17 protein-coding genes are annotated in these 18,414 nt (G+C 73.5%); 10 read left to right on the top strand and 7 right to left on the bottom strand.

Translation table 11 applies throughout. From position 1 onward, the window contains the following. Window positions 1-6 precede the first annotated feature (6 nt). On the bottom strand, window positions 7-939 hold the full coding sequence (locus tag AB0E05_RS25175) for a LysR family transcriptional regulator (protein WP_361967291.1): 933 nt from the start codon (window positions 937-939) through the stop codon (window positions 7-9). A gap of 219 nt (window positions 940-1,158) precedes the next feature. Here AB0E05_RS25175 and AB0E05_RS25170 point away from each other — a divergent pair, with 219 nt between their 5' ends. The 4 genes from AB0E05_RS25170 to cydC all read left to right on the top strand — a co-directional run bounded on the left by AB0E05_RS25170 (window position 1,159) and on the right by cydC (window position 7,316). Next, window positions 1,159-2,571: a cytochrome ubiquinol oxidase subunit I gene (locus tag AB0E05_RS25170; protein ID WP_361967289.1), complete on the top strand. Its 1,413-nt coding sequence runs from the start codon at window positions 1,159-1,161 to the stop codon at window positions 2,569-2,571. A gap of 56 nt (window positions 2,572-2,627) precedes the next feature. Next, a complete protein-coding gene (gene cydB, locus AB0E05_RS25165) occupies window positions 2,628-3,647 on the top strand; it encodes a cytochrome d ubiquinol oxidase subunit II (RefSeq protein ID WP_361967287.1) in 1,020 nt (339 codons plus the stop codon). Between the two features lie 40 nt (window positions 3,648-3,687). Next, on the top strand, window positions 3,688-5,553 hold the full coding sequence (gene cydD / locus AB0E05_RS25160) for a thiol reductant ABC exporter subunit CydD (protein ID WP_361967285.1): 1,866 nt from the start codon (window positions 3,688-3,690) through the stop codon (window positions 5,551-5,553). Window positions 5,554-5,618: 65 nt separating this feature from the next. Then, entirely contained in the window at window positions 5,619-7,316 is a 1,698-nt protein-coding gene (cydC, locus tag AB0E05_RS25155; protein ID WP_361967283.1) for a thiol reductant ABC exporter subunit CydC, read from the top strand. On the opposite strand, the gene AB0E05_RS25150 is transcribed toward cydC, so the two are convergent. After that, window positions 7,303-8,127: an aminotransferase class IV family protein gene (locus tag AB0E05_RS25150; protein ID WP_361967281.1), complete on the bottom strand. Its 825-nt coding sequence runs from the start codon at window positions 8,125-8,127 to the stop codon at window positions 7,303-7,305. The two genes, cydC and AB0E05_RS25150, sit on opposite strands and share 14 nt — an antisense overlap. Before the next feature lie 68 nt (window positions 8,128-8,195). Between AB0E05_RS25150 and AB0E05_RS25145 the strand changes: the two genes are divergently transcribed. Next, window positions 8,196-8,540 carry a MerR family transcriptional regulator gene (locus AB0E05_RS25145; protein ID WP_361967279.1) on the top strand — a complete coding sequence of 115 codons (345 nt, stop codon included), beginning with the start codon at window positions 8,196-8,198 and terminating at the stop codon, window positions 8,538-8,540. A gap of 47 nt (window positions 8,541-8,587) precedes the next feature. Here the strand turns inward: AB0E05_RS25145 and AB0E05_RS25140 are convergent, their stop codons facing one another. The 3 genes from AB0E05_RS25140 to AB0E05_RS25130 all read right to left on the bottom strand — a co-directional run bounded on the left by AB0E05_RS25140 (window position 8,588) and on the right by AB0E05_RS25130 (window position 10,616). After that, window positions 8,588-8,947 (bottom strand): hypothetical protein, encoded by a 360-nt coding sequence (locus tag AB0E05_RS25140; RefSeq protein ID WP_361967277.1) that lies wholly within the window; start codon window positions 8,945-8,947, stop codon window positions 8,588-8,590. Then, the gene (locus AB0E05_RS25135) at window positions 8,947-10,101 is read right to left on the bottom strand and encodes a polymorphic toxin type 44 domain-containing protein (protein ID WP_361967275.1); all 1,155 of its coding nucleotides are present in this window, start codon (window positions 10,099-10,101) and stop codon (window positions 8,947-8,949) included. Before AB0E05_RS25135 ends, AB0E05_RS25140 begins: the two co-directional genes overlap by 1 nt. A 98-nt stretch (window positions 10,102-10,199) precedes the next feature. Next, window positions 10,200-10,616, bottom strand: coding sequence for a hypothetical protein (locus AB0E05_RS25130; RefSeq protein WP_361967273.1), 417 nt, complete (start codon window positions 10,614-10,616; stop codon window positions 10,200-10,202). A 377-nt stretch (window positions 10,617-10,993) separates the two neighbouring features. On the opposite strand from AB0E05_RS25130, the gene AB0E05_RS25125 reads away from it, so the two are divergent. Continuing rightward, window positions 10,994-11,449, top strand: a complete 456-nt coding sequence (locus AB0E05_RS25125) for a phospholipase (RefSeq protein ID WP_361967271.1) — start codon at window positions 10,994-10,996, stop codon at window positions 11,447-11,449. Between the two features lie 123 nt (window positions 11,450-11,572). Here the strand turns inward: AB0E05_RS25125 and AB0E05_RS25120 are convergent, their stop codons facing one another. Further along, window positions 11,573-12,082 carry a GNAT family N-acetyltransferase gene (locus AB0E05_RS25120; protein ID WP_361967269.1) on the bottom strand — a complete coding sequence of 170 codons (510 nt, stop codon included), beginning with the start codon at window positions 12,080-12,082 and terminating at the stop codon, window positions 11,573-11,575. 87 nt (window positions 12,083-12,169) lie between these two features. On the opposite strand from AB0E05_RS25120, the gene AB0E05_RS25115 reads away from it, so the two are divergent. Continuing rightward, the gene (locus tag AB0E05_RS25115; RefSeq protein ID WP_361967267.1) at window positions 12,170-12,967 is read left to right on the top strand and encodes an exodeoxyribonuclease III; all 798 of its coding nucleotides are present in this window, start codon (window positions 12,170-12,172) and stop codon (window positions 12,965-12,967) included. Window positions 12,968-13,156: 189 nt separating this feature from the next. Here the strand turns inward: AB0E05_RS25115 and AB0E05_RS25110 are convergent, their stop codons facing one another. Further along, complete coding sequence (locus tag AB0E05_RS25110; protein ID WP_361967265.1) at window positions 13,157-13,816, bottom strand: MerR family transcriptional regulator; 660 nt, start codon at window positions 13,814-13,816, stop codon at window positions 13,157-13,159. 483 nt (window positions 13,817-14,299) lie between these two features. On the opposite strand from AB0E05_RS25110, the gene AB0E05_RS25105 reads away from it, so the two are divergent. From AB0E05_RS25105 to AB0E05_RS25095, 3 genes are read left to right on the top strand one after another with little or no spacing between them, the layout of a single operon-like run. Further along, window positions 14,300-15,883 carry an NAD(P)/FAD-dependent oxidoreductase gene (locus AB0E05_RS25105; RefSeq protein WP_361967263.1) on the top strand — a complete coding sequence of 528 codons (1,584 nt, stop codon included), beginning with the start codon at window positions 14,300-14,302 and terminating at the stop codon, window positions 15,881-15,883. Further along, the gene (locus AB0E05_RS25100) at window positions 15,880-16,803 is read left to right on the top strand and encodes an alpha/beta hydrolase (protein ID WP_361967261.1); all 924 of its coding nucleotides are present in this window, start codon (window positions 15,880-15,882) and stop codon (window positions 16,801-16,803) included. The genes AB0E05_RS25105 and AB0E05_RS25100 overlap by 4 nt, the downstream gene beginning before the upstream one ends. Beyond that, entirely contained in the window at window positions 16,800-17,720 is a 921-nt protein-coding gene (locus tag AB0E05_RS25095; protein WP_361967259.1) for an SDR family oxidoreductase, read from the top strand. Before AB0E05_RS25100 ends, AB0E05_RS25095 begins: the two co-directional genes overlap by 4 nt. The last annotated feature ends 694 nt before the right edge of the window (window positions 17,721-18,414 follow it).

Here is an 18,414-nt window from a genome sequence, read left to right as displayed (position 1 = left end):
TCATCCCTACCACGGGGGAGTTTCGCCCGGCGCCATCGCGCTCGGCGGCAGCCGGTGGGTCATCAGGGGCGTGCGGGTGGTGAACTCGCGGAACTTCACCGCGGCTTCGGAGAGGTACCGGTCGCGACGCCACACCAGCGTGAGCCGGCGCTGGCAGTCCGGCGCGGCCACGCGCACCCAGGCGACGGGGACGTGCGCCTCCGTGCCGACCTGGCGGGACACCGCCGGGATCAGCCCGATGCCGAGGCCGGCGCTGATCATGTCCTGGCTGGCGCCCGGCTCGTCACCCTCGCAGGACAGCAGCGGCGTCAGCCCCTCCGAGGCGAACAGCCGGTCGAGCAGGGCGCGCTGCCAATGGCCGCGGCGCGTGGTGACGAAGGGTTCGTGGGCGATCTCGGGGATCGTCACGCTCTCCCGCCCGTCCAGCCGGTGCCCGCGCGGCACCGCGAGCAGCACCTCCTCGCGCAGCAGCTCGATCGACTCCAGCTGGGCGCCGGGCAGCGGTTGCGACGCCACGCAGAAGTCGACCTCGCCGGAACGTAGTTGGCGGTCCATCTCCTCCACGTCGGACTGGTAGAGCCGCACGTCGGCGCGGGGGTGCGCGGCGCGGAAGCTGCCGAGGAGGTGGGTGACGGTCAGCAGGGTCTCGGAGGCGACGGCGACCCGGCCGAGCCCGGTGTCGCGGGCGTCGCGCAGCGCCCGGGTGCCGTCGGCGAGTTCGCTCAGGGCGCGGTCGACGTGGCGCAGGAAGATCGCCCCGTACTGGTTGAGCCGGATGCGGCGGCCCTCGCGGTGGAAGAGGGGGGTGCCCACTTCGGCTTCCAGGCGCGCGATCGTACGGCTCAGGGACGGCTGGGCGACGCGCAGTTCCTCCGCGGCGCGGCTGATGTGCTCGTAACGGGCGACGGTCTGGAAGTAGCGCAGCTGGAGCAGATCCACGGTCCACCTTCACTTATGCCTGTGGGGTCATCTCCACATAGCAAAGTCGGTCTTGGAACGCATGAGCAACTCCTCCCTACGGTGGCCGACGGGCGGGGAAACCGCGCACACGCCCAAGGACCCCGGCGTCTGCCCACGCGACGTGGGGACCCGCCCGTCCACCGTCCACTGAGCGACCGGTCGTTCGTCCCGCCGGTCCACGGTCCCAGGAGTCGCCTCATGAACGCTGTGGAGCTGGCAAGACTCCAGTTCGCGGCCACGGTCGGCATCCACTGGCTGTTCGTGCTCCTCACCATGGGGCTCGTCCCCCTCGTGGCGATCATGCACACCCGCGCCGCGTACACCCGCGATCCCGTCCGGAAGGCCGTCCGGGAGCGGATGACCCGCTTCTGGGGCCAGATGTACGTCATCAACTACGCGGTCGGCATCGTCACCGGCCTCGTCATGGAGTTCCAGTTCGGGCTGAGCTGGAGCGGGTTGAGCAAGTTCGCGGGCAACGTCTTCGGCGCCCCGCTCGCGCTCGAAACCCTCATCGCCTTCTTCGCCGAGTCCACCTTCCTCGGCATGTGGATCTTCGGCTGGGGCCGGCTGCGCCGCGGCGTGCACATCGCGCTGATCTGGCTGGTGGCCCTGACCGCGTACGCCTCCGCCTACTGGATCCTGATCGCCAACGGCTTCATGCAGCACCCCGTCGGATACGAGGTGCGCGACGGCGTCGCCCACCTCACCGACTTCGGGGAGCTGCTCACCAACCCCAGCGCGCTCGTCGCGCTCGGCCACGTCGCGCTCGCCGCGCTGACGACCGGCGGCGTCCTCGTGGCCGGCATCAGCGCCTTCCACTTCCTGCGCGGCACCGGGGAGACGGAGCTGTTCCGCAGCTCCCTGCGGCTCGGGCTCGCGGTGTCCACGCCGGCGTCGTTCTTCGTCGTCATCGTCGGGGACCTGCAGATGCCGGTGATCGAGCGGACCCAGCCGATGAAGCACGCCCTCCTGGAGGGCGGCGACGTCGCGCGGGTGCAGGAGCGGCTGACAGTGGAGTACGGGCCCGGCGACTACGTGCCGCCGTTCGCCGACTGGGTGAGGTTCGGCATGGACGCGATGACGTTCCTCGGGAACACCGTGTCCACCGTCACCCTCGTCGCCGCCGTCCTGCTGTGGAGGGACCTGCTGGTGCGCTGGCGCCCGGCGGCGTACGTGCTGGTGGCGACGGTCCCGCTGCCCTTCGTCGCCTCCGTGGGCGGCTGGGCCGTCCGCGAGGTGGGGCGACAGCCGTGGATCGTGTACGGGGAGCTGACCGTCGAGGACGCGCTCTCCCCGGTCGGCAGGGGCTCGCTGATCGTGTCCTGCGCCGTGTTCGTCGCGGTCTTCGTCGCCCTGGCGGTGACGAACTGGACGCTGATCGCCCGCTTCGCGCGCCGCGGGCCGGGCGCGACGCAGCTGGGAGCCGTCGAACCGCTCCCCGACGACGCCCTCGACCCTGATTCCGCCCCCGCCCCCACCCCCGACCCCGACCCTGATTCCGCTTCCGACTCCGACTCCGACGACGATCCCGACTCCGACTCCGACTCCGACACCGGGGCCCGGCCAGACACCGGCCGCCGCGGCGGGCAACGGTCCCTGCCGGTCTTCTGACCACCCACCCCGCTGCCTGTCCTTCCCTACGCGAACGAGAAAGGTGCGTGAGCCGCATGGGTCTGGAGATCCTCTGGCTGGGGCTCCTCGGCCTGCTGCTCGCCGGGTACTTCGTCCTCGGCGGTTACGACTACGGCGTACAGATGCTGCACCCCCTCCTGAAGGGCGGGCCGCGGGAGCGCGAGCAGGAGTGCAACGCCGCCCTCGACTCCATCGCGCCGTACTTCCTCGGCAACGAGGTCTGGCTGGTCGCCTTCACCGGCGTCCTGTTCGGCGCCTTCCCCTATCTGGAAGGCAGCCTGCTCTCCGGTCTGTACCCGCTGATCGTGGCGATCCTCGTCGGCCTGGTCCTCGGGAACGCCGCCGTCCAACTGCGCGGACGCGCCCGCGACGCCCGGAGCCGGCGGCGCTGGGACGCGCTGGTCGTGTTCGGCGGCGCGCTGCCCGCGCTGTGCTGGGGGCTCGTCCTCGGACTGCTGCTGCACGGTGTGCCCCGGGGGGCCGACGGGGCCTTCCACATCGGTGTCGGCGAGGTGTTCACCCCGTTCGTCCTGGCCTGCGGCGCGACCACCGCGCTGCTCTTCGCGGGCCACGGCGCCGCCTTCGTCGCCCTGCGCTCGGGCCCCGAACTCGCCACCACCGCACGGCACATCGGCACCCGCCTGCTGCGGGCGACCGGCGCCGCCGCCCTGCTCCCGCTGTTGCTCACGCTCTTCGGCGCCGGCGCCTCGATGACGAACCGGGGCACGGCGGCGGTCGTCGCGGTCCTCTTCGCGGGGGCGCTCGTTGCCGCCTGGTGGTCCCTGCGCCACGGGCGCCACGGCCGGGCGTTCGCCGCCACCAGCTGCGCGAGCGCGCTGCCCGTGCCGCTGGTCGGAGCCGGCCACTATCCGTACGTCCTGATCACCTCGGCCGGCGAGGGGATGACGATCCAGCAGGCCGTCACGGACGGGGTGACCCTGCGGATCCTGACCGCGTTCGGGGTCGTGCTGATCCCGGTGATCCTCGCGTACCAGGTGTGGAGCTGGTGGGTCTTCCGCGGGCGTACGGGCCGCCGCCACCCCCGTTACTTCTGACCCGTCCCCGGTGGGCACCGATTCCAGGAAGGAGGCCGGGATGAAACCGGTCGAGCGTCGACTGCTCCGTGAACTGCCCGTGTTGCGGCGCCATCTGACGCACTCCACGGCGCTGGCGCTGCTCGGCGCCGGGTTCGTCATCGCGCAGGCCGTGCTGCTGGCGGACGTTCTCGCGGAAGGATTCGCGGAAGGATTCGCGGAGGGAGCCACAGACGGCTCCGTCGGGGGCGCGTCGCTCCGTACGGCGCTGGTCGCGCTGGGCGCCGTGATGGCCCTGCGAGCCCTGGTGACCTGGGCCCGCGGAGTGCTCGCCCAGCGCGCCGCGGCCGACGCCAAAGCGGCGCTACGCGTACGGGTCACCGGCCGGCTCGGGCGGACCGCGCCCCTGCGGCTGGCGGCGCGCCGCCACGGCGAGACGGCGACGCTCCTCACCCGCGGGCTCGACGCCCTCGACCCGTACGTCGTCACTTGTCTGCCGACGACGGCGGCCACCGCGGTGGTGCCCCTCGCGGTCGTCGGCTGGCTGGCGTGGACCGACTGGAGCAGCGCGCTGATCGTCGTCGTGACGCTGCCGCTGATCCCCGTCTTCGGCGCGCTGGTCGGCCTGCACACGGCCCGGCGCACCGCCCGGCAGTGGCGGCTGCTGGCCCGGCTGGGCGGGCACTTCCTGGACGTGGTGGCGGGGCTGCCGACGCTGCGCGCGTTCGGCCGCGAACGCCACCAGGCCAGGGTGGTGGGGGAGATGGCCGACGCCCACCGGCGGACCACCCTGCGCACGTTGCGCGTGACCTTCCTGTCGTCCCTCGTGCTGGAGACGGTCGCCACGCTGTCCGTGGCGATGGTGGCCGTCCCGGTCGGGCTGCGGCTGCTCGGCGGGGAGGTGGAGCTGCGGACGGCGCTGATCGTGCTCTTCCTCGCGCCGGAGGCGTATCTGCCGCTGCGGGCCGCGGCGGCGGCGTTCCACGAGAGCGCGGAGGGGGTCGCGGTGGCGGAGAAGGTCTTCGCCCTGCTCGACGAAGACGAAGACGAAGACGAAGACAACGGCGACGGCGACGGCGACGGCGACGGCGACGGCGACGGCGACGGCGACGGCGAAGACAACGACAACTTCAACGACGACGACAACTTCAACGACGACGAAGACGACGAGCGCGACAGCGACAAGGGGATGCGGCCGGCTCCCGGCCCCTCCGCCGCTCCCCTCCTCAGCCTCGACGCGGTCACGGTCCACCACCCCGGCCGCCCCGCCCCCGCCCTCGCCGACGTCTCCCTCACCGTCCGCGCGGGCGAACACGTCGCCCTCGTCGGGCCGAGCGGCGCGGGCAAGTCCACCCTCCTCGCGCTGCTCCTCGGCTTCGTCGCCCCGACCGCGGGACGGGTGGACGTCGAAGGAGCCCCCCTCGACCCCGCCGTCTGGCGCACCGAGGTGGCCTGGGTGCCGCAGCGCCCGCACCTCTTCGCCGCCACCGTCGCCGACAACATCCGCCTCGGGCGCCCCGACGCGAGCGACGCCGACGTACGGCGGGCGGCCCGCGCCGCCTTCGTCCACCACGTCGTCGAGGAACTGCCGCAGGGGTACGGGACGGTGCTCGGCGAAGGCGGCGCCGGGCTCTCCGCCGGGCAGCGCCAACGGATCGCGCTGGCCCGTGCCTTCCTCAAGGACGCCCCCGTCCTGCTCCTCGACGAGCCGACCGCGCACCTCGACCCGGAGAGCGAGGCCGCCGTCACGCGCGCCACCGTCGCCCTGATGCGCGGCCGGACCGCCGTCGTGGTCGCGCACCGCACGGGCCTGCTGCCGCACGCGGACCGGATCGTCACCGTACGGGCCGGCGGAATCGTTCCGTCCGCCCCCGCGGAGGTTGCCGGTGGGCTCGCGTGCCCCGGGAGCGCGCCGGTCCCGTCGTAGCCCCGAAGGGGCCCCACCCCGCCTCCCCGCCAACCTCGATCCGTAAGAAAGGCCCTGGTGACCCCGTGACCCCGCACGCCCCGACCGCACCCCGGCCCACCCGGCGCCTGCTGCGGCACCTCCTGCCGTACTGGCGGCGGTTGCTGCTCGCCGCGCTCGCCGCGGCCGGCAGCGACCTGGCCGCCGCCGCGCTGATGACCACCGCCGCATGGCTGATCACCCGCGCCGCCGAACAGCCCCCGCTCGCCTCGGTGACCCTCGCGATCGTCGCCGTGCGCGCCCTCGCCCTGGGCCGCGGGCTGCTGCGCTACGCCGACCGGCTCCTCGGGCACGACGCCGCGCTGCGCGCCGTCGCCGGGCTGCGCACCCGGGTGTACGAGGCGTTGGTGCCGCTCGCGCCGGCCGGTGTTCCCGCCTTCCGCCGCGGCGACCTGCTGACCCGGCTCGTCGACGACGTCGACGCCGTACAGGACCTGCTGCTGCGGGTGCTGATCCCGGCCGCGGCGGCGTGCGCGGTCGCGGGCGCCGCCATCGGTACCGCCGTCGTCCTGCTGCCGCAGGCGGGCGCACTGCTCGGGCTCTCGCTGGCCGTCGCGGGGCTCGTCGTGCCCGCGCTGGTGCTCGCGGCGTCCCGCCGCTCGGGCCGGGCCCGGAAGGCGGCGCGCGCCGAACTCGCCGCGCTCAGCGTCGACCTGACCGCGGGCGCGGCGGACCTCGCCGCGTACGGCGCCCGCGGCCGTACCGAAGAGCGGGCCCGCCGCGCCGCCGCCCGGATCGCGGCCCTGGAGCGCCGAGCGGCCCTGACCACCTCGCTCGCCTCGGCCGCGGTGCTGCTGCTCCAGGCCGCGGCCACCGTCGGCGTCACCTGGCTCGCGCTGCGCGCCCACGCGGCCGGGGACCTGCCCGCCGTCCTGCTCACCGTGCTCGCGGTGCTCGCCCTCGTCGCCTTCGACGCCCTTGCGTCCCTGCCCGCGGCGGCCCGTCGGCTCGTGGAGGTACGGGCGTCGGCGCGGCGGCTGGCCGACCTCCTCGACACCCCGCCGCCGGTCACCGACCCGCCCGCCCCGCGCCCGCTCTTCGTCGACGGGCCGGTGGGCGTGGAGATCACCGACCTGCGGGTGCGACACCGTGCCTCCGGCGCACCGGCATTGGACGGGTTCAGCCTGCGACTGCCGCCCGGCCGGCGGGTGGTGCTCCACGGCGCCAGCGGATCCGGCAAGTCGACGCTGATCGCGGCGCTGATGCGGTTCGTCCCGTACGAAGCGGGCAGCGTCCGCGTCGACGGGCACGAGCTGAGCGCCTGCGCGGGGGCCGACGTACGGCGGGTGATCAGCGGCATGACCCAGGACGCCCACGTCTTCCACGCCACGATCCGCGCGAACCTGCTGCTGGCCCGCCCCGACGCCACCACGGACGACCTGCGGGAAGCGGCCCGCAGGGCGCGGATCCTCGACTGGGTCGACTCGCTGCCCCACGGCCTGGACACCGTCCTCGGCGGGGACGGCGCCACGGTCTCCGGCGGCCAGCGCCAACGCCTGCTGCTGGCACGGGCACTGCTCGCCGACCCGCCCGTACTCGTCCTGGACGAGCCGACGGAGGGGCTGGATCCACAGACCGCCGCCGCGGTCCTCGCGGACGTCCTCGACGCGACCCGGGGCCGCACCACGCTCCTGGTGACCCACGAACGGAACGGACTCGACGCGGCGGACGAGGTGGTCGGCCTGGACGCCCCCGCCGGCGCGCCCGGGGTCAGAGCGCGGTGAGCGGCTCGGCGGCGTGGGCGCGGCGCAGGGCGTCGAGGAAGCGCGGGGCTTCCGGGAACGTGACGTCGTCGATGCGGTGGACGGGGACGCCCGGCGTCCAGGAGTTCAGCACCACCGCGCCGGACAGCGCGGGCAGGTCGGCGGGGGTGACGTCCTGGACGCGCTGCGGGACGCCGATCCCGTCGAGCTGCCGGCCGACCACGGACATCATGGTGCCGCGCAGCACGTCGGCCCGCGGCCACACCACCGCTTCGCCGTCCCAGAACGCGAGGTTCCAGATCGTCGCCTCGCTCAGCCGGCCCTGCCGGTCGACGAACGCGGCGTCGTCGAAGCCCTCGGCCACGGCGCGCCGCAGGTGGTACGTCTTGGCGATCTCGCCGACGTGCTTGAGGGCCGGGAGGGGCCGCTCGTACGCCACGGTCGTCAGCGCCAGCGGGCCCTGCGGACCGTCGGCGGGCGGCCCGGTGCGGACCAGCACGTCGAGGTCGAGACCGGGGTCGTCGACGGTGAACTCGCCCACGGGGGAGTGGACGGTGGCCGTCAGCGACACGTCGGCCGGGCCGGCGTCGACGGCCGCGCGCAGCCGGGAGCGCACCAGGTCGTCGGGGAGCGCCCGCCCGAACAGCTCCTGCGAGGCCGACCGCAGCCGCGCCAGATGCAGATCGAGGCCCCGGACCCGGCGGTCGCGCACCTGGATCGCGGTGAAGTGGGCGTAGCCGGCGAACGCGAGCGGCGCGAGCTCGTCCGCGGTGGCCGGGCTGCCGTTGAGGTGGGTGACGAAGGAATCGGTGGGGGTCACTGCGGTGCTCATACGAGAAACCTAGGATCTGACATCAGTGTGAAGTTCAAGCGCGAGCCGGCGCGAGTGAGGGGGATCACATGGAGATGAAGATCGGTGACCTGGCGCGGGCGACGGGCGTGAACCCGCGGCTGCTGCGCTACTACGAGGAGCAGGGCCTCCTCGTGTCGTACCGCCTCTCCAGCGGCCACCGCCGGTACGCGTCCGACGCCCCGGTCGTCGTCGGCCACATCAGGACCCTGCTGGCCGCGGGCCTCTCGACGAACGTCATCCGCGCGGTCCTCCCGTGCGTCGAGGGCCCGGGCCCCGAACTCCACGCGTGCGTAGCGGACACGCTCCAGGAGCAACTGCGCGGCCTGGACGAGCGGATCACCGTCCTCCAGGACGCCCGTACGACGCTGGCGGGGTTGCTGCCCACGGGCTGAGCGCGGCGCACGTCGTACGCGGTGCCGTACGCGGGCGCCGCGCGCGGTCAGATGGGGATCCAGGCGGGCCACCAACTCGGATCCCGACCCGGCCAGCACTGCACCGAGAGGTACTCCCCGGACCTGTACAGCACGGCCACGAAGGCCCACAGCAGGAGCAGGGAGCCGAGCAGCGCACCCGACAGTGCGAGCACCGGGCTGCGCGGCGAGACCGCGCCGATCGTGATCGCCCACCACGCCGTCGTGACCAGCAGCAGCAGCGCGGCGTACGGGACGAGCCCGTAGGAGTTGGCGGAGTCGTTGATCCCGGCGTCGCACGCGTCCCACAACCGGGCGATGAGGAAGACCCCGACGAAGGTGGTGAGGAGGCCGGCGACGGGGCTGATCAGACAGCCGAAGCGGCGCATCAGCGGACGTTCCTGATCTGGGGCACGTCTTTCCCCTCCTGCTGCGCCCGCTCCATCTTGTCCATCGCGTCCCGGATGGCCGCGTCGAGCTGTTCCCGCGTCAGGTCCTTGCCGTGTCTGTCGTACAACTCCATGCCGACCTTCATGGTGATCTGGTCCCCGTGGTCGTCCTTGCCGGTGAGCAGGTCCTCGCCGAGCGAGGCGCCCTGGATGAGGGTGTCCTGGTCGAAGCCCGCGGCCCGTCCGACGTAGCCGTAGTGGATGTTCGAGTAGATGTCGTAGAACACCTCGCGGTTGGAGCCCGGCTGTTTGAAGAAGAGCTGGTCGACGCGCTCGACGTCGTACCGGTCCCGGATGAGGGGCTTGTGGTCCCAGTCCTGGCCCGGTGCGACCTTCGCTCCCCACAGGGTCAGCGCAGCCGTGACGTCGCTTCCGTAGTTCCTCCCGAATTCATACCATTCGGGCTCGCGGAGCAGGCCCTGGATCATGCGGACGGTGTCCGAGTCGACGTTCCGCATCATCTCGTCGTAGATGTACTTCTGCGCGTCCGTGTACCGGCCCTCGCTGTCGGCGTGCCGGCGGTAGCGGGCGATGTCGGCCGACGCTTCGCGGTTGAAGCCGTTGGCGGTGCCGTCGTCGGGGTCGGAGTCCACGCCGACCGCGACGAGCGCGACGGCCACGTCGGCGTCCGCCCGGCCGACCGCGCGCACGGCCCGCTCCAGTTGGCCCTCCCACTCGGCCGCGACTGCGATCACCGCTTCCCGGTGGTCGGGGTGGCGCTGGTAGGCGGTGAGCTGGCTCGGGGTCAGCCGTGAGGTGTCGTAGCTGACCCTGCCCTCGGCCGACACGCGCATGCCGTTCTCGACCGCCGCGTCGTGCACCGACTGGACCTGGGAGCGTAAACGCGTGAAGCGGGCGTGGGCCTCGCGCAGGACGCCCGCGACGGCCTTCGCCTGCTGCTGGGCGCCCACCAGCTCCTGGAGCGTCACTTCGAAGCGGGCGTTCGCGGCGAGGGCGCTGAGGCCGAGCCACGTGGGATCACGGGCCACGGCGTGGACGTCGCGCCGGTACTCGCGCTCGACCTCGGCGAACTTCGACGCCGTCGTCTCCCACGACTCCGCAGCCGTGGTGAGCGGGGCCAGGTTCGTGGTCATCACTTCCCGGTAACTCGGCACGCCGTCCTCCCGTCGTGCGGTCGCGGGCCCGGTGCTCCGGCCCCGCCTCGATGCCGACCGTGGGTCCTGCCACCGCTTCAGTACGCGTCGAAGCGCGACGATCCGCGAATCCGGTCGCCGGCGCCGGCGTCGCTGCCCTGGAGGGTGCCGGCGGCATCCCGCAGGCCGCTCTTCTCCGCGCTCAGGCGTCCCAGGAGCGCCCTCACCTGGTCCTGCCAGGTCTGGAGCGCCTTCTGCAAAGCGCCGGAGGTGGCCCAGCCCTGCCCGTCCCCCTTGAAGGCGGTGACGGCGGCGGTCGTGTTCTCCTCGGGGATGCTGCCGGCCTTCTTGGTGCCGGGCTCAAGACGATGCTCGATGGCGTTCGCCGCCGCGCGCTTCTTGGCCGGGCTCGATGCCAGATCCCCCGACGGTCCGCCCCCTCCGCCGCCGTCCAGGGGCGCGTTCTGATTCAACTGCGTCTGCACCGACTCACGCTGTGCGCCGTCTTCGCCCACGCCCAGGCCCCTTCCGGCTGGTACGCCCGCCCTTGGCCGTGCACGCACCATCGTCGAGGCGATCGAGGCGTGCCAGCAAGGCTCATACGCGCCGTGCTGACGGGGCGCCAGTTCCGGTTCTCCGGGTCCCACGGCTTCACGGAGGTGCCCGCAGGTGGACGCGCGCAGTTTCGACCGGGCTACCTACCGGGCAGTAGACAAGTGCCGCCGAACGAACGGCCGGGCGGCGGAATGTGACGCCCGGTCAGTGCGTGCCGCGGTGGGACGGGGTGTGAGCCGCGCGCCGTTCCCGCCGCGGTTCCCCCGGCGGTGATCGGTGCGCCGCCCCGCGCCACCCACGCGGGGTTCTCCCTCCACGTCCCCGCAGGAGCGTCCCCATGCGCCGCCGTACCCTCGCCACCGCCGTGACGACCGCCGCCGTCACCGTCTCCGCCGTCCTCGTCTCCACGGGCACCGCCTCCGCCGCCCCCGCCGACAAGTCCAAGGTGCTCAGCTCCTGGACCCAGACCAGCGCCGCCAGTTACGACGCCTTCTTCGCGGCCCGCGCGCGACAGTCCTCCTGGGCCGCGTACGGCTTCGACTGGTCCACGGACCACTGCTCCAACTCGCCCGACAACCCCTTCGGCTTCCCCTTCAAGAACTCCTGCATCCGGCACGACTTCGGCTACCGCAACTACAAGAAGGCGGGGAGCTTCAGCACCGACAAGGCCCGGCTCGACTCCGCCTTCCACGCCGACATGAAGCGGGTGTGCGCGCGGTACTCGGGCGCGACGAAGGGCACGTGCGACGGGACCGCCTGGACGTACTACCAGGCGGTGGTGCGCTTCGGCTGAGCCGTCGCTGCCCTCAGGAAGCCGCCTCCGGCCGCCGGGCGATCGCGACGACCTCCCGGCTGGCCGGGGTGACGGCAGTACGGACCCAGTCCCCGCACCGGGCCGCCGCATCCCGGTAACTCCTCACGCCCGGCTGCGCAGGTCCTTCGCCAGGCAGCGGACGTCGTCGTGGTCGCGGTAGTGGCCGAAGGTGCGCGGCGTCGGGGTGTAGCCGCTGGAGGCGTAGAGCCCGATCGCCGCGCGCTGCGGTGCGCCCGTCGAGAGGACCATGCGCGTGCGGCCGGCCGCGCGGGCGTCGGACTCCAGGGCGGCGAGTATGCGACGGGCCAGGCCCAGGCCGCGGGCCTCGGGGACGACGTACATGCGCTTCAGCTCGGCGTCGCCGTCCTCGTAGCCCTCGGGGTTGCCGTCCTGGCTGCGCCAGGCGCCGGAGGCCAGGGGGTGGCCGGTCTCGTCGTACGCGATCAGGTAGAGGCCCTGCGGGGGGAGGAACATCGACGCGTCGAGGGGCGTGGCGTCACCGTCGGTGCCGCCGTCCTCGCTCGGGCCGTACAGCTCCACGTACTCCTGGAGCACCTGGTCGCTGAGCTTCACGGCGTCCGGGTGGTCGTACGGGACCGGTCGAATGTGCATACGGATCATCGTACGGCGACCGACCCGACGGGTCGGGGACGGGCGGGGATGGCCGGGGACGGAGGGCCCGCGGGTTAGGCTCGCTGGATGCTCCAGGTGACTTCCGTGAACGTGAATGGGCTGCGCGCCGCCGCGAAGAAGGGCTTCGTCGAGTGGCTGGCGCAGACCGACGCCGACGTCGTCTGCCTCCAGGAGGTGCGGGCGGAGGCGGCGCAGCTCGCCGAGGACGTACGGGCGCCCGAGGGGTGGTTCACGGTGCACGTGCCGTCCGCGGCGAAGGGGCGGGCCGGGGTCGCGCTGTACACGCGACGCGAGCCGGACGAGGTGCGGACCGGGTTCGGGGTCGAGGAGTTCGACGACAGCGGGCGGTACGTGGAGGCGGACCTGCCGGGCGTCACCGTCGCCAGCCTCTACCTGCCGTCCGGTGAGGCGGGCACGCCGAAGCAGGACGAGAAGTACCGGTTCATGGACGCCTTCCTGCCGTACCTGAGCGAGCTGCGGGCGCGTTCGGCGGCGGCCGGGCGGGAGGTCGTGGTCTGCGGCGACTGGAACATCGCCCACCAGGAGGCCGACCTGAAGAACTGGCGCGGCAACCGCAAGAACGCCGGCTTCCTGCCGGAGGAGCGGGCCTGGCTGACCCGGGTGTACGAGGAGGCGGAGTACGTGGACGTGGTCCGCGCCCTCCACCCGGACCAGGAGGGTCCGTACAGCTGGTGGTCGTACCGCGGGCGGGCCTTCGACAACGACACCGGCTGGCGCATCGACCTGCTCGTGGCGACGCGGGGGCTCGCCGACCGGGCCGTGAAGGCGTACGTGGAGCGGGCGGCCAGCCACGAGGAGCGGTGGAGCGACCACGCGCCCGTGACCGCGGTCTTCGACCTCTAGGGCGTGTCTTACGGATCTTGCTGGGCTCGCGTGCCCTGGCACCATGCCTCGCCGCGTTGTCGTCGGTCGCCAATACTCCGCATTGGCTCCCTCCTCCGCCTTGCGATCCACGGCACCAGACCCCGCTCCCTGATCCAGCCTGATCCGTAAGACACGCCCTAGGGTCACGGCGAGGGCGGGGCGGTCCGGTCAGGACTGTTCCTCGTCCGTCCGCAGCGCGCGGTCCAGCGCCATCGACAGCTCCGCCTCCATCACGCTCTTCGCCAGCGAGCGCAGCCGCTCCGTCCGCTCCGCGCCCGTCGGGGCGTGCTCGCGGACCATCTCGACGAAGAGCGTCGCGAGGGCGTCCACGTGGGTCCGCACGCTGCGGCCGGCCGCCAGGACCTCGCCCAGCGGCACCCCCTCCCGCACCAGCGCCGCCGACACGTCCAGCAGCCGGCGGCTGGTGTGCACGATCGCGTCGCCGTCCGTCGCCAGATAGCCGAGGTCCAGCGCGTCGGCGAGGTCCTGGTGGGTGAACGCGCCGTCGAAGCGATCGGCCAGTTCCTCGGGGGTGAGGCGGACCGGGGTCTCCTCCGACGGCTCCCCGAGGCCCAGCACCTCCCCGACGTCCCGGCCGCTCTCGAAGGCGGCGGCGAGGTCGGCGATGCCGTTGAGGGTGTGCCCGCGCTCCAGCAGCGCGGTGATGGTGCGCAGCCGCGCCAAGTGGTGGTCGTCGTACCAGGCGATGCGGCCCTCGCGGCGCGGCGGCGGCAGCAGGCCGCGCTCGCGGTAGAAGCGCAGGGTGCGCACCGTGATGCCGGCCTTCTCGGCCAGCTCCTCCATGCGGTACTCGTGTCCTTCAGCCACGCCAGAAGCCTAGGTCGTGTCTTCAGAGTTCCGTCTGCCTGGCGGGGTCTGGCACGCACGCTCTCCCCCGTAGCCCTTCGGGCACGGGGGGGGGAGAGAGATCGCACGCACCAGACCCCGCCAGGCCCGCCCCAAGGACGGACGACGCCACTTTGAAGACACTCCGTAGGGCTTGTCCGGAAAGCCCCGCGTGGTCCTTCCGGCGCGGTTCCGCCGTGCGGGGTGCGCGGTGATGGCGCCCGCGGCCCGGTGGGTGGCTGGTCGCGCAGTTCCCCGCGCCCCTGAACGCCTCCGTCTCCAGCCCGCAGACAAGGGACGGGGTGGCGAAACAGGGGGCCGGTCCGCCGCGTCCCGGTCCGGTTGCGTGCCGCAGGTGACTTGGCGCGTCCGACCCCTACCGCTCGGTATGTTCCTGCTCTACTCTCCCCATCACGCCAGTGATTACTGGCAGTGTTCCGGGTCTTCACTGGGAGGCGAGACCGCATGGGTCGACAGGAGCAGGTGCCGAACGAACGCGCACGGAACACACCGGAGGGACCCGGCGCGCGGCACGTGAGGGTCGCCGTCATCGGGTCCGGGTTCGGCGGCATCGGCGCCGCCGTGCGCCTGCGGCGCGAAGGCGTCACCGACTTCGTCGTGCTGGAGCGCGCGGACTCCCTCGGCGGCACCTGGCGGGACAACAGCTACCCCGGCTGCGCCTGCGACGTCCCCTCCCACCTGTACTCCTTCTCCTTCGCGCGCAACCCCGACTGGCCGCGCACCTTCTCCGGCCAGGAGCACATCCGGGCGTACCTGGAGCACGTCGCGGACACCTTCCGGCTGCGGTCCCACATCCGCTTCGGCCACGAGGTGCAGCTGATGACCTGGGACGCCGAGCGGCTGCACTGGCGGATCGAGACCAGTGCCGGCGACTTCACCGCCGACGTGGTCGTCTCCGCGACCGGCCCGCTGTCCGACCCCAAGGTCCCGGACGTGCCCGGCCTCGACGGCTTCCCCGGCGCCGTCTTCCACTCCGCCCGCTGGGACCACGACCTCGACCTGCGCGGCAAGCGCGTCGCCGTGGTCGGGACCGGTGCCTCCGCGATCCAGATCGTGCCCGCGATCCAGCCGGAGGTCGCCTCGTTGACCCTCTTCCAGCGCACCCCGCCGTGGGTGGTGCCGAAGGCGGACCGGGCCGTGACGGGCGTCGAGCGCTGGCTGCACCGGCAACTGCCCTTCACCACCGCCCTGCGCCGCGGACTGCTGTGGGGCGTGCGCGAACTCCAGGTACAGGCGTTCACCAAGCGACCGCGGGAGCTCGCCCTCGTCGAGTCCGTGGCCAAGGCCCACCTCGCGCGGGCCGTCAAGGACCCGGCGCTGCGCGCCGCGCTGACCCCCTCGTACCGCATCGGCTGCAAGCGCATCCTGCTCTCCAGCGACTACTACCCGGCGATCGCCCGGCCCAACGTGGACGTGGTCACCTCCGGCCTCGCCGAGGTGCGCGGCGCCACGCTCGTCGCGACGGACGGGACGCAGGCCGAGGTGGACGCGGTCGTCTTCAGCACCGGTTTCCACGTGACGGACATGCCGATCGCCGAGCGGGTCGTCGGCGCGGACGGCGTCACGCTCGCCGAGGCGTGGCAGGACGGGGTGCGCTCGCTGCGCGGCGCCACCGCCGCCGGGTTCCCCAACTGGATGACGATCATCGGCCCGAACACCGGCCTCGGGAACTCCTCCATGATCCTGATGATCGAGTCCCAGCTGAACTACATGGCCGACTACCTGCGCCAACTGGCCATCCTCGGCGGTCGTACGGCGCTGGACCCGCGCCCCGCGGCCGTGGACGCCTGGAACGACCGGATCCAGGAGCGGATGAAACGGACCGTGTGGAACACCGGCTGCAAGAGCTGGTACCTCGACGACGCGGGGCGCAACACCACGCTGTGGCCGGGGACGACGTCCGAGTTCCGGCGGGCGGTGCGGGAGGTGGACCTCGGGGAGTACGAGGTCGTACGCGCCGCGCCCGCGACGAAGACCGCGCAGGTCACCGAGGCCCCGAAGGCCGGATCCCTGGGAGCGACCGCATGAGCACCGACCACCGGAACCCACGGCGCGCGCCGGAGCCCGCGGCACCTTCCACCCTGACCAGCCGCAAGGTCCGCTCGGCCGACGGCACGCCCCTGCACGTCGAGGTGCACGGTCCGAGTGACGCCCCCACCGTCGTCCTCGCCCACGGCTGGACCTGCTCCACCCGCTTCTGGGCCGCCCAAATCGCCGCCCTCTCCCACGAGATGAGGGTCGTCGCGTACGACCAGCGGGGCCACGGCCGCACCCCGCTCGCCCGCGTCGGCACGGACGTCCTCGCCGACGACCTCGAAGCGGTGCTCCGGGCCGTCCTCGCGCCCGGGCAGCGCGCCGTGCTCGCCGGGCACTCCATGGGCGCGATGACGATCATGGCCGCCGCCGAGCGGCCCGCCGTCGTCGAGCACGCCGCAGCCGCCCTGCTGTGCAGCACCGGCGCCTCCCACCTCGCGGAGGAGTCCCTGGTGTTCCCGCTGCGGCGCGGCCCGCTGCGCTCCAGGCTCACCGTTGCCGTCCTCGGCTCGCGCGCCCCGCTCGGCCCGGTCACCCCGCTGTCCAAACGGCTGCTGCGGTACGCCACGATGGGCCGCGCCGCGACCCGTACGCAGATCGGCGCGTGCGCCCGGATCGTGCACGCCTGTCCGCGCGCCACCCGGGTCGCGTGGGGCGGGGTCCTCGCCGAGCTGGACCTGACCGACGGCGTGCGCAAGCTCGCCGCACCCACGGTCGTGGTCACCGGCACCGCCGACCGGCTCAGCCCGCCCGTGCACGCCCACCGCATGGTGGCGCACCTCCCGGACTGCCGGGAACTGGTCGTCCTGCCCGGCGCCGGCCACATGACCCCGGTCGAGACGCCCGACGCCATCACCGCCAAGCTGCGCGAACTGGTCGCCGCCCACCTCGTGGAAGGGGAGGAAGCCGCATGAGCACGGCACGAACGGCACGGACAGCAGGAACGGCACGGGGCATACGGGGCGTTCCCCTCGAAGGGCAGGTCGCGGTCGTCACCGGCGCCGCCCGCGGCGTCGGCGCGCTGCTCGCCCGCAAGCTCTCCGCGCACGGCGTCCACGTCGCGCTCGTCGGACTGGAACCGGACGGCCTGAAGGAGACCTGCGCCCGGCTCCACACCGAGGGCGACGTCTGGGAGGCCGACGTCACCGACCACGCGGCCATGGCCCGGGTCGCCGGGCAGGTCAAGGAGCGCTTCGGCAAGGTCGACGTGGTCGTCGCCAACGCGGGCGTCGCGGCCGGCGGCCCGTTCGAGACCTCCGACCCCGTCGCCTGGCGACGGGTCGTCGAGGTCAACCTGATCGGCAGCGCCACCACCGGCCGCGCCTTCCTGCCCGTCCTCACCGAGAGCCGCGGCTACTTCCTCCAGATCGCCTCGCTGGCCGCGATCACCCCGGCGCCGATGATGACCGCGTACGCCGCGTCCAAAGCCGGCGTCGAAGCCTTCGCGCACAGCCTGCGCGCGGAGGTCCGCCACCGCGGCGTGCGCGTCGGGGTGGGCTATCTGTCCTGGACCGACACGGACATGGTCCGCGGCGCGGACCGCGACGACGTCATGCGGGAGCTGCGCGGCCGGCTGCCGTGGCCGGCGAACCGCACGTATCCGCCGGGCCCCGCCGTGGACCGCATCGTCACCGGCATCGAACGCCGCGCCCCGCACGTGTACGGCCAGCGCTGGCTGCGCGGCATGCAGCCCGTGCGCGGCTACCTCCCGTCCCTCATCGCCGTGTTGGGCAGCCGCGAAGTGAGCCGGCTCGACGGCCGGTTGGCCGGGGTCGCCACGGGCCTGGTGGGCGCGGGCGGCGCGGCCGACGAGGCGGCACGCGGCGGGTGAGCGGCGCGGGCGTGCTCCCGCGGGGAGCCCGGCAGCCGGGCCCGCAACCATCCGCAGGCGCGGACCGTGGAGTGCGCGACCGCGAGCAGCGGCCGGGGCCAGGGACGCCCGGCCCGGGAGCCGGCGCCCTCGACCGCGGCGCCCTCCCGGACCTCCCCCCGGACGTCCCCCCGTACGGCCCTCCGGTCATCCCCCTGACCGGCCCCCCGGGCCCCTCCCCGTACGGCTCCCCGGTCATCCCCCTGACCGGGCCCCCGAGCCTCCCCCCTGCTCACCGCGGGCGCACCCCCGTCCGCCGGTGCACCCCCGCCCGCGGGGAGTCTTTCGACCGGCGGACCGTACCGGGCCCGCTCGGCCACCACGGCGCGCGCCCGGGTCCACGACCGCACCGCCTGCTCGTCCCGCGTGCAGGCGCGGACGAAGGCCGCGAGGAGTTCCTCCCGCGGCAGGGTGCGCCGGGCGAGCGCGCCGGCCGCCGTGCTGGACGGCAGGCAGTCGCCCGCGTCCCGCGCACGGGCGGAGATCTGTCGATAGGTCAGTCCCGACCAGTCCTTCAACCGGCGCATCTGGTGCACCAGCTCGGCCGGAGACGTTGCGACGTTCGGATGCACGGGGTGGCCGACGGCCATCGATCCTCCCTGAAGCACGGGGCACCGGCGTCCCGCACTCGGTGCCTGCCTCCGTCGATTCCACC

Source organism: Streptomyces sp. NPDC048057 (genome assembly GCF_040653095.1).
Lineage (GTDB): Bacteria > Actinomycetota > Actinomycetes > Streptomycetales > Streptomycetaceae > Streptomyces.
The sequence above is the reverse complement of the archived record's forward strand: the minus strand, read 5'-3'. Positions and strand labels throughout refer to the sequence as shown.

Coding starts and splice junctions, on each gene's coding strand:
- AB0E05_RS25140 (WP_361967277.1), bottom strand. CDS start 8,947: ATGCGCCGCTTCGGCTGTCTGATCAGCCCCGTCGCCGGCCTCCTCACC.
- AB0E05_RS25150 (WP_361967281.1), bottom strand. CDS start 8,127: ATGAGCACCGCAGTGACCCCCACCGATTCCTTCGTCACCCACCTCAAC.
- AB0E05_RS25105 (WP_361967263.1), top strand. CDS start 14,300: ATGGGTCGACAGGAGCAGGTGCCGAACGAACGCGCACGGAACACACCG.
- AB0E05_RS25115 (WP_361967267.1), top strand. CDS start 12,170: ATGCTCCAGGTGACTTCCGTGAACGTGAATGGGCTGCGCGCCGCCGCG.
- AB0E05_RS25125 (WP_361967271.1), top strand. CDS start 10,994: ATGCGCCGCCGTACCCTCGCCACCGCCGTGACGACCGCCGCCGTCACC.
- AB0E05_RS25135 (WP_361967275.1), bottom strand. CDS start 10,101: ATGACCACGAACCTGGCCCCGCTCACCACGGCTGCGGAGTCGTGGGAG.
- AB0E05_RS25095 (WP_361967259.1), top strand. CDS start 16,800: ATGAGCACGGCACGAACGGCACGGACAGCAGGAACGGCACGGGGCATA.
- AB0E05_RS25120 (WP_361967269.1), bottom strand. CDS start 12,082: ATGCACATTCGACCGGTCCCGTACGACCACCCGGACGCCGTGAAGCTC.
- cydD (WP_361967285.1), top strand. CDS start 3,688: ATGAAACCGGTCGAGCGTCGACTGCTCCGTGAACTGCCCGTGTTGCGG.
- cydB (WP_361967287.1), top strand. CDS start 2,628: ATGGGTCTGGAGATCCTCTGGCTGGGGCTCCTCGGCCTGCTGCTCGCC.
- AB0E05_RS25100 (WP_361967261.1), top strand. CDS start 15,880: ATGAGCACCGACCACCGGAACCCACGGCGCGCGCCGGAGCCCGCGGCA.
- AB0E05_RS25170 (WP_361967289.1), top strand. CDS start 1,159: ATGAACGCTGTGGAGCTGGCAAGACTCCAGTTCGCGGCCACGGTCGGC.
- AB0E05_RS25145 (WP_361967279.1), top strand. CDS start 8,196: ATGGAGATGAAGATCGGTGACCTGGCGCGGGCGACGGGCGTGAACCCG.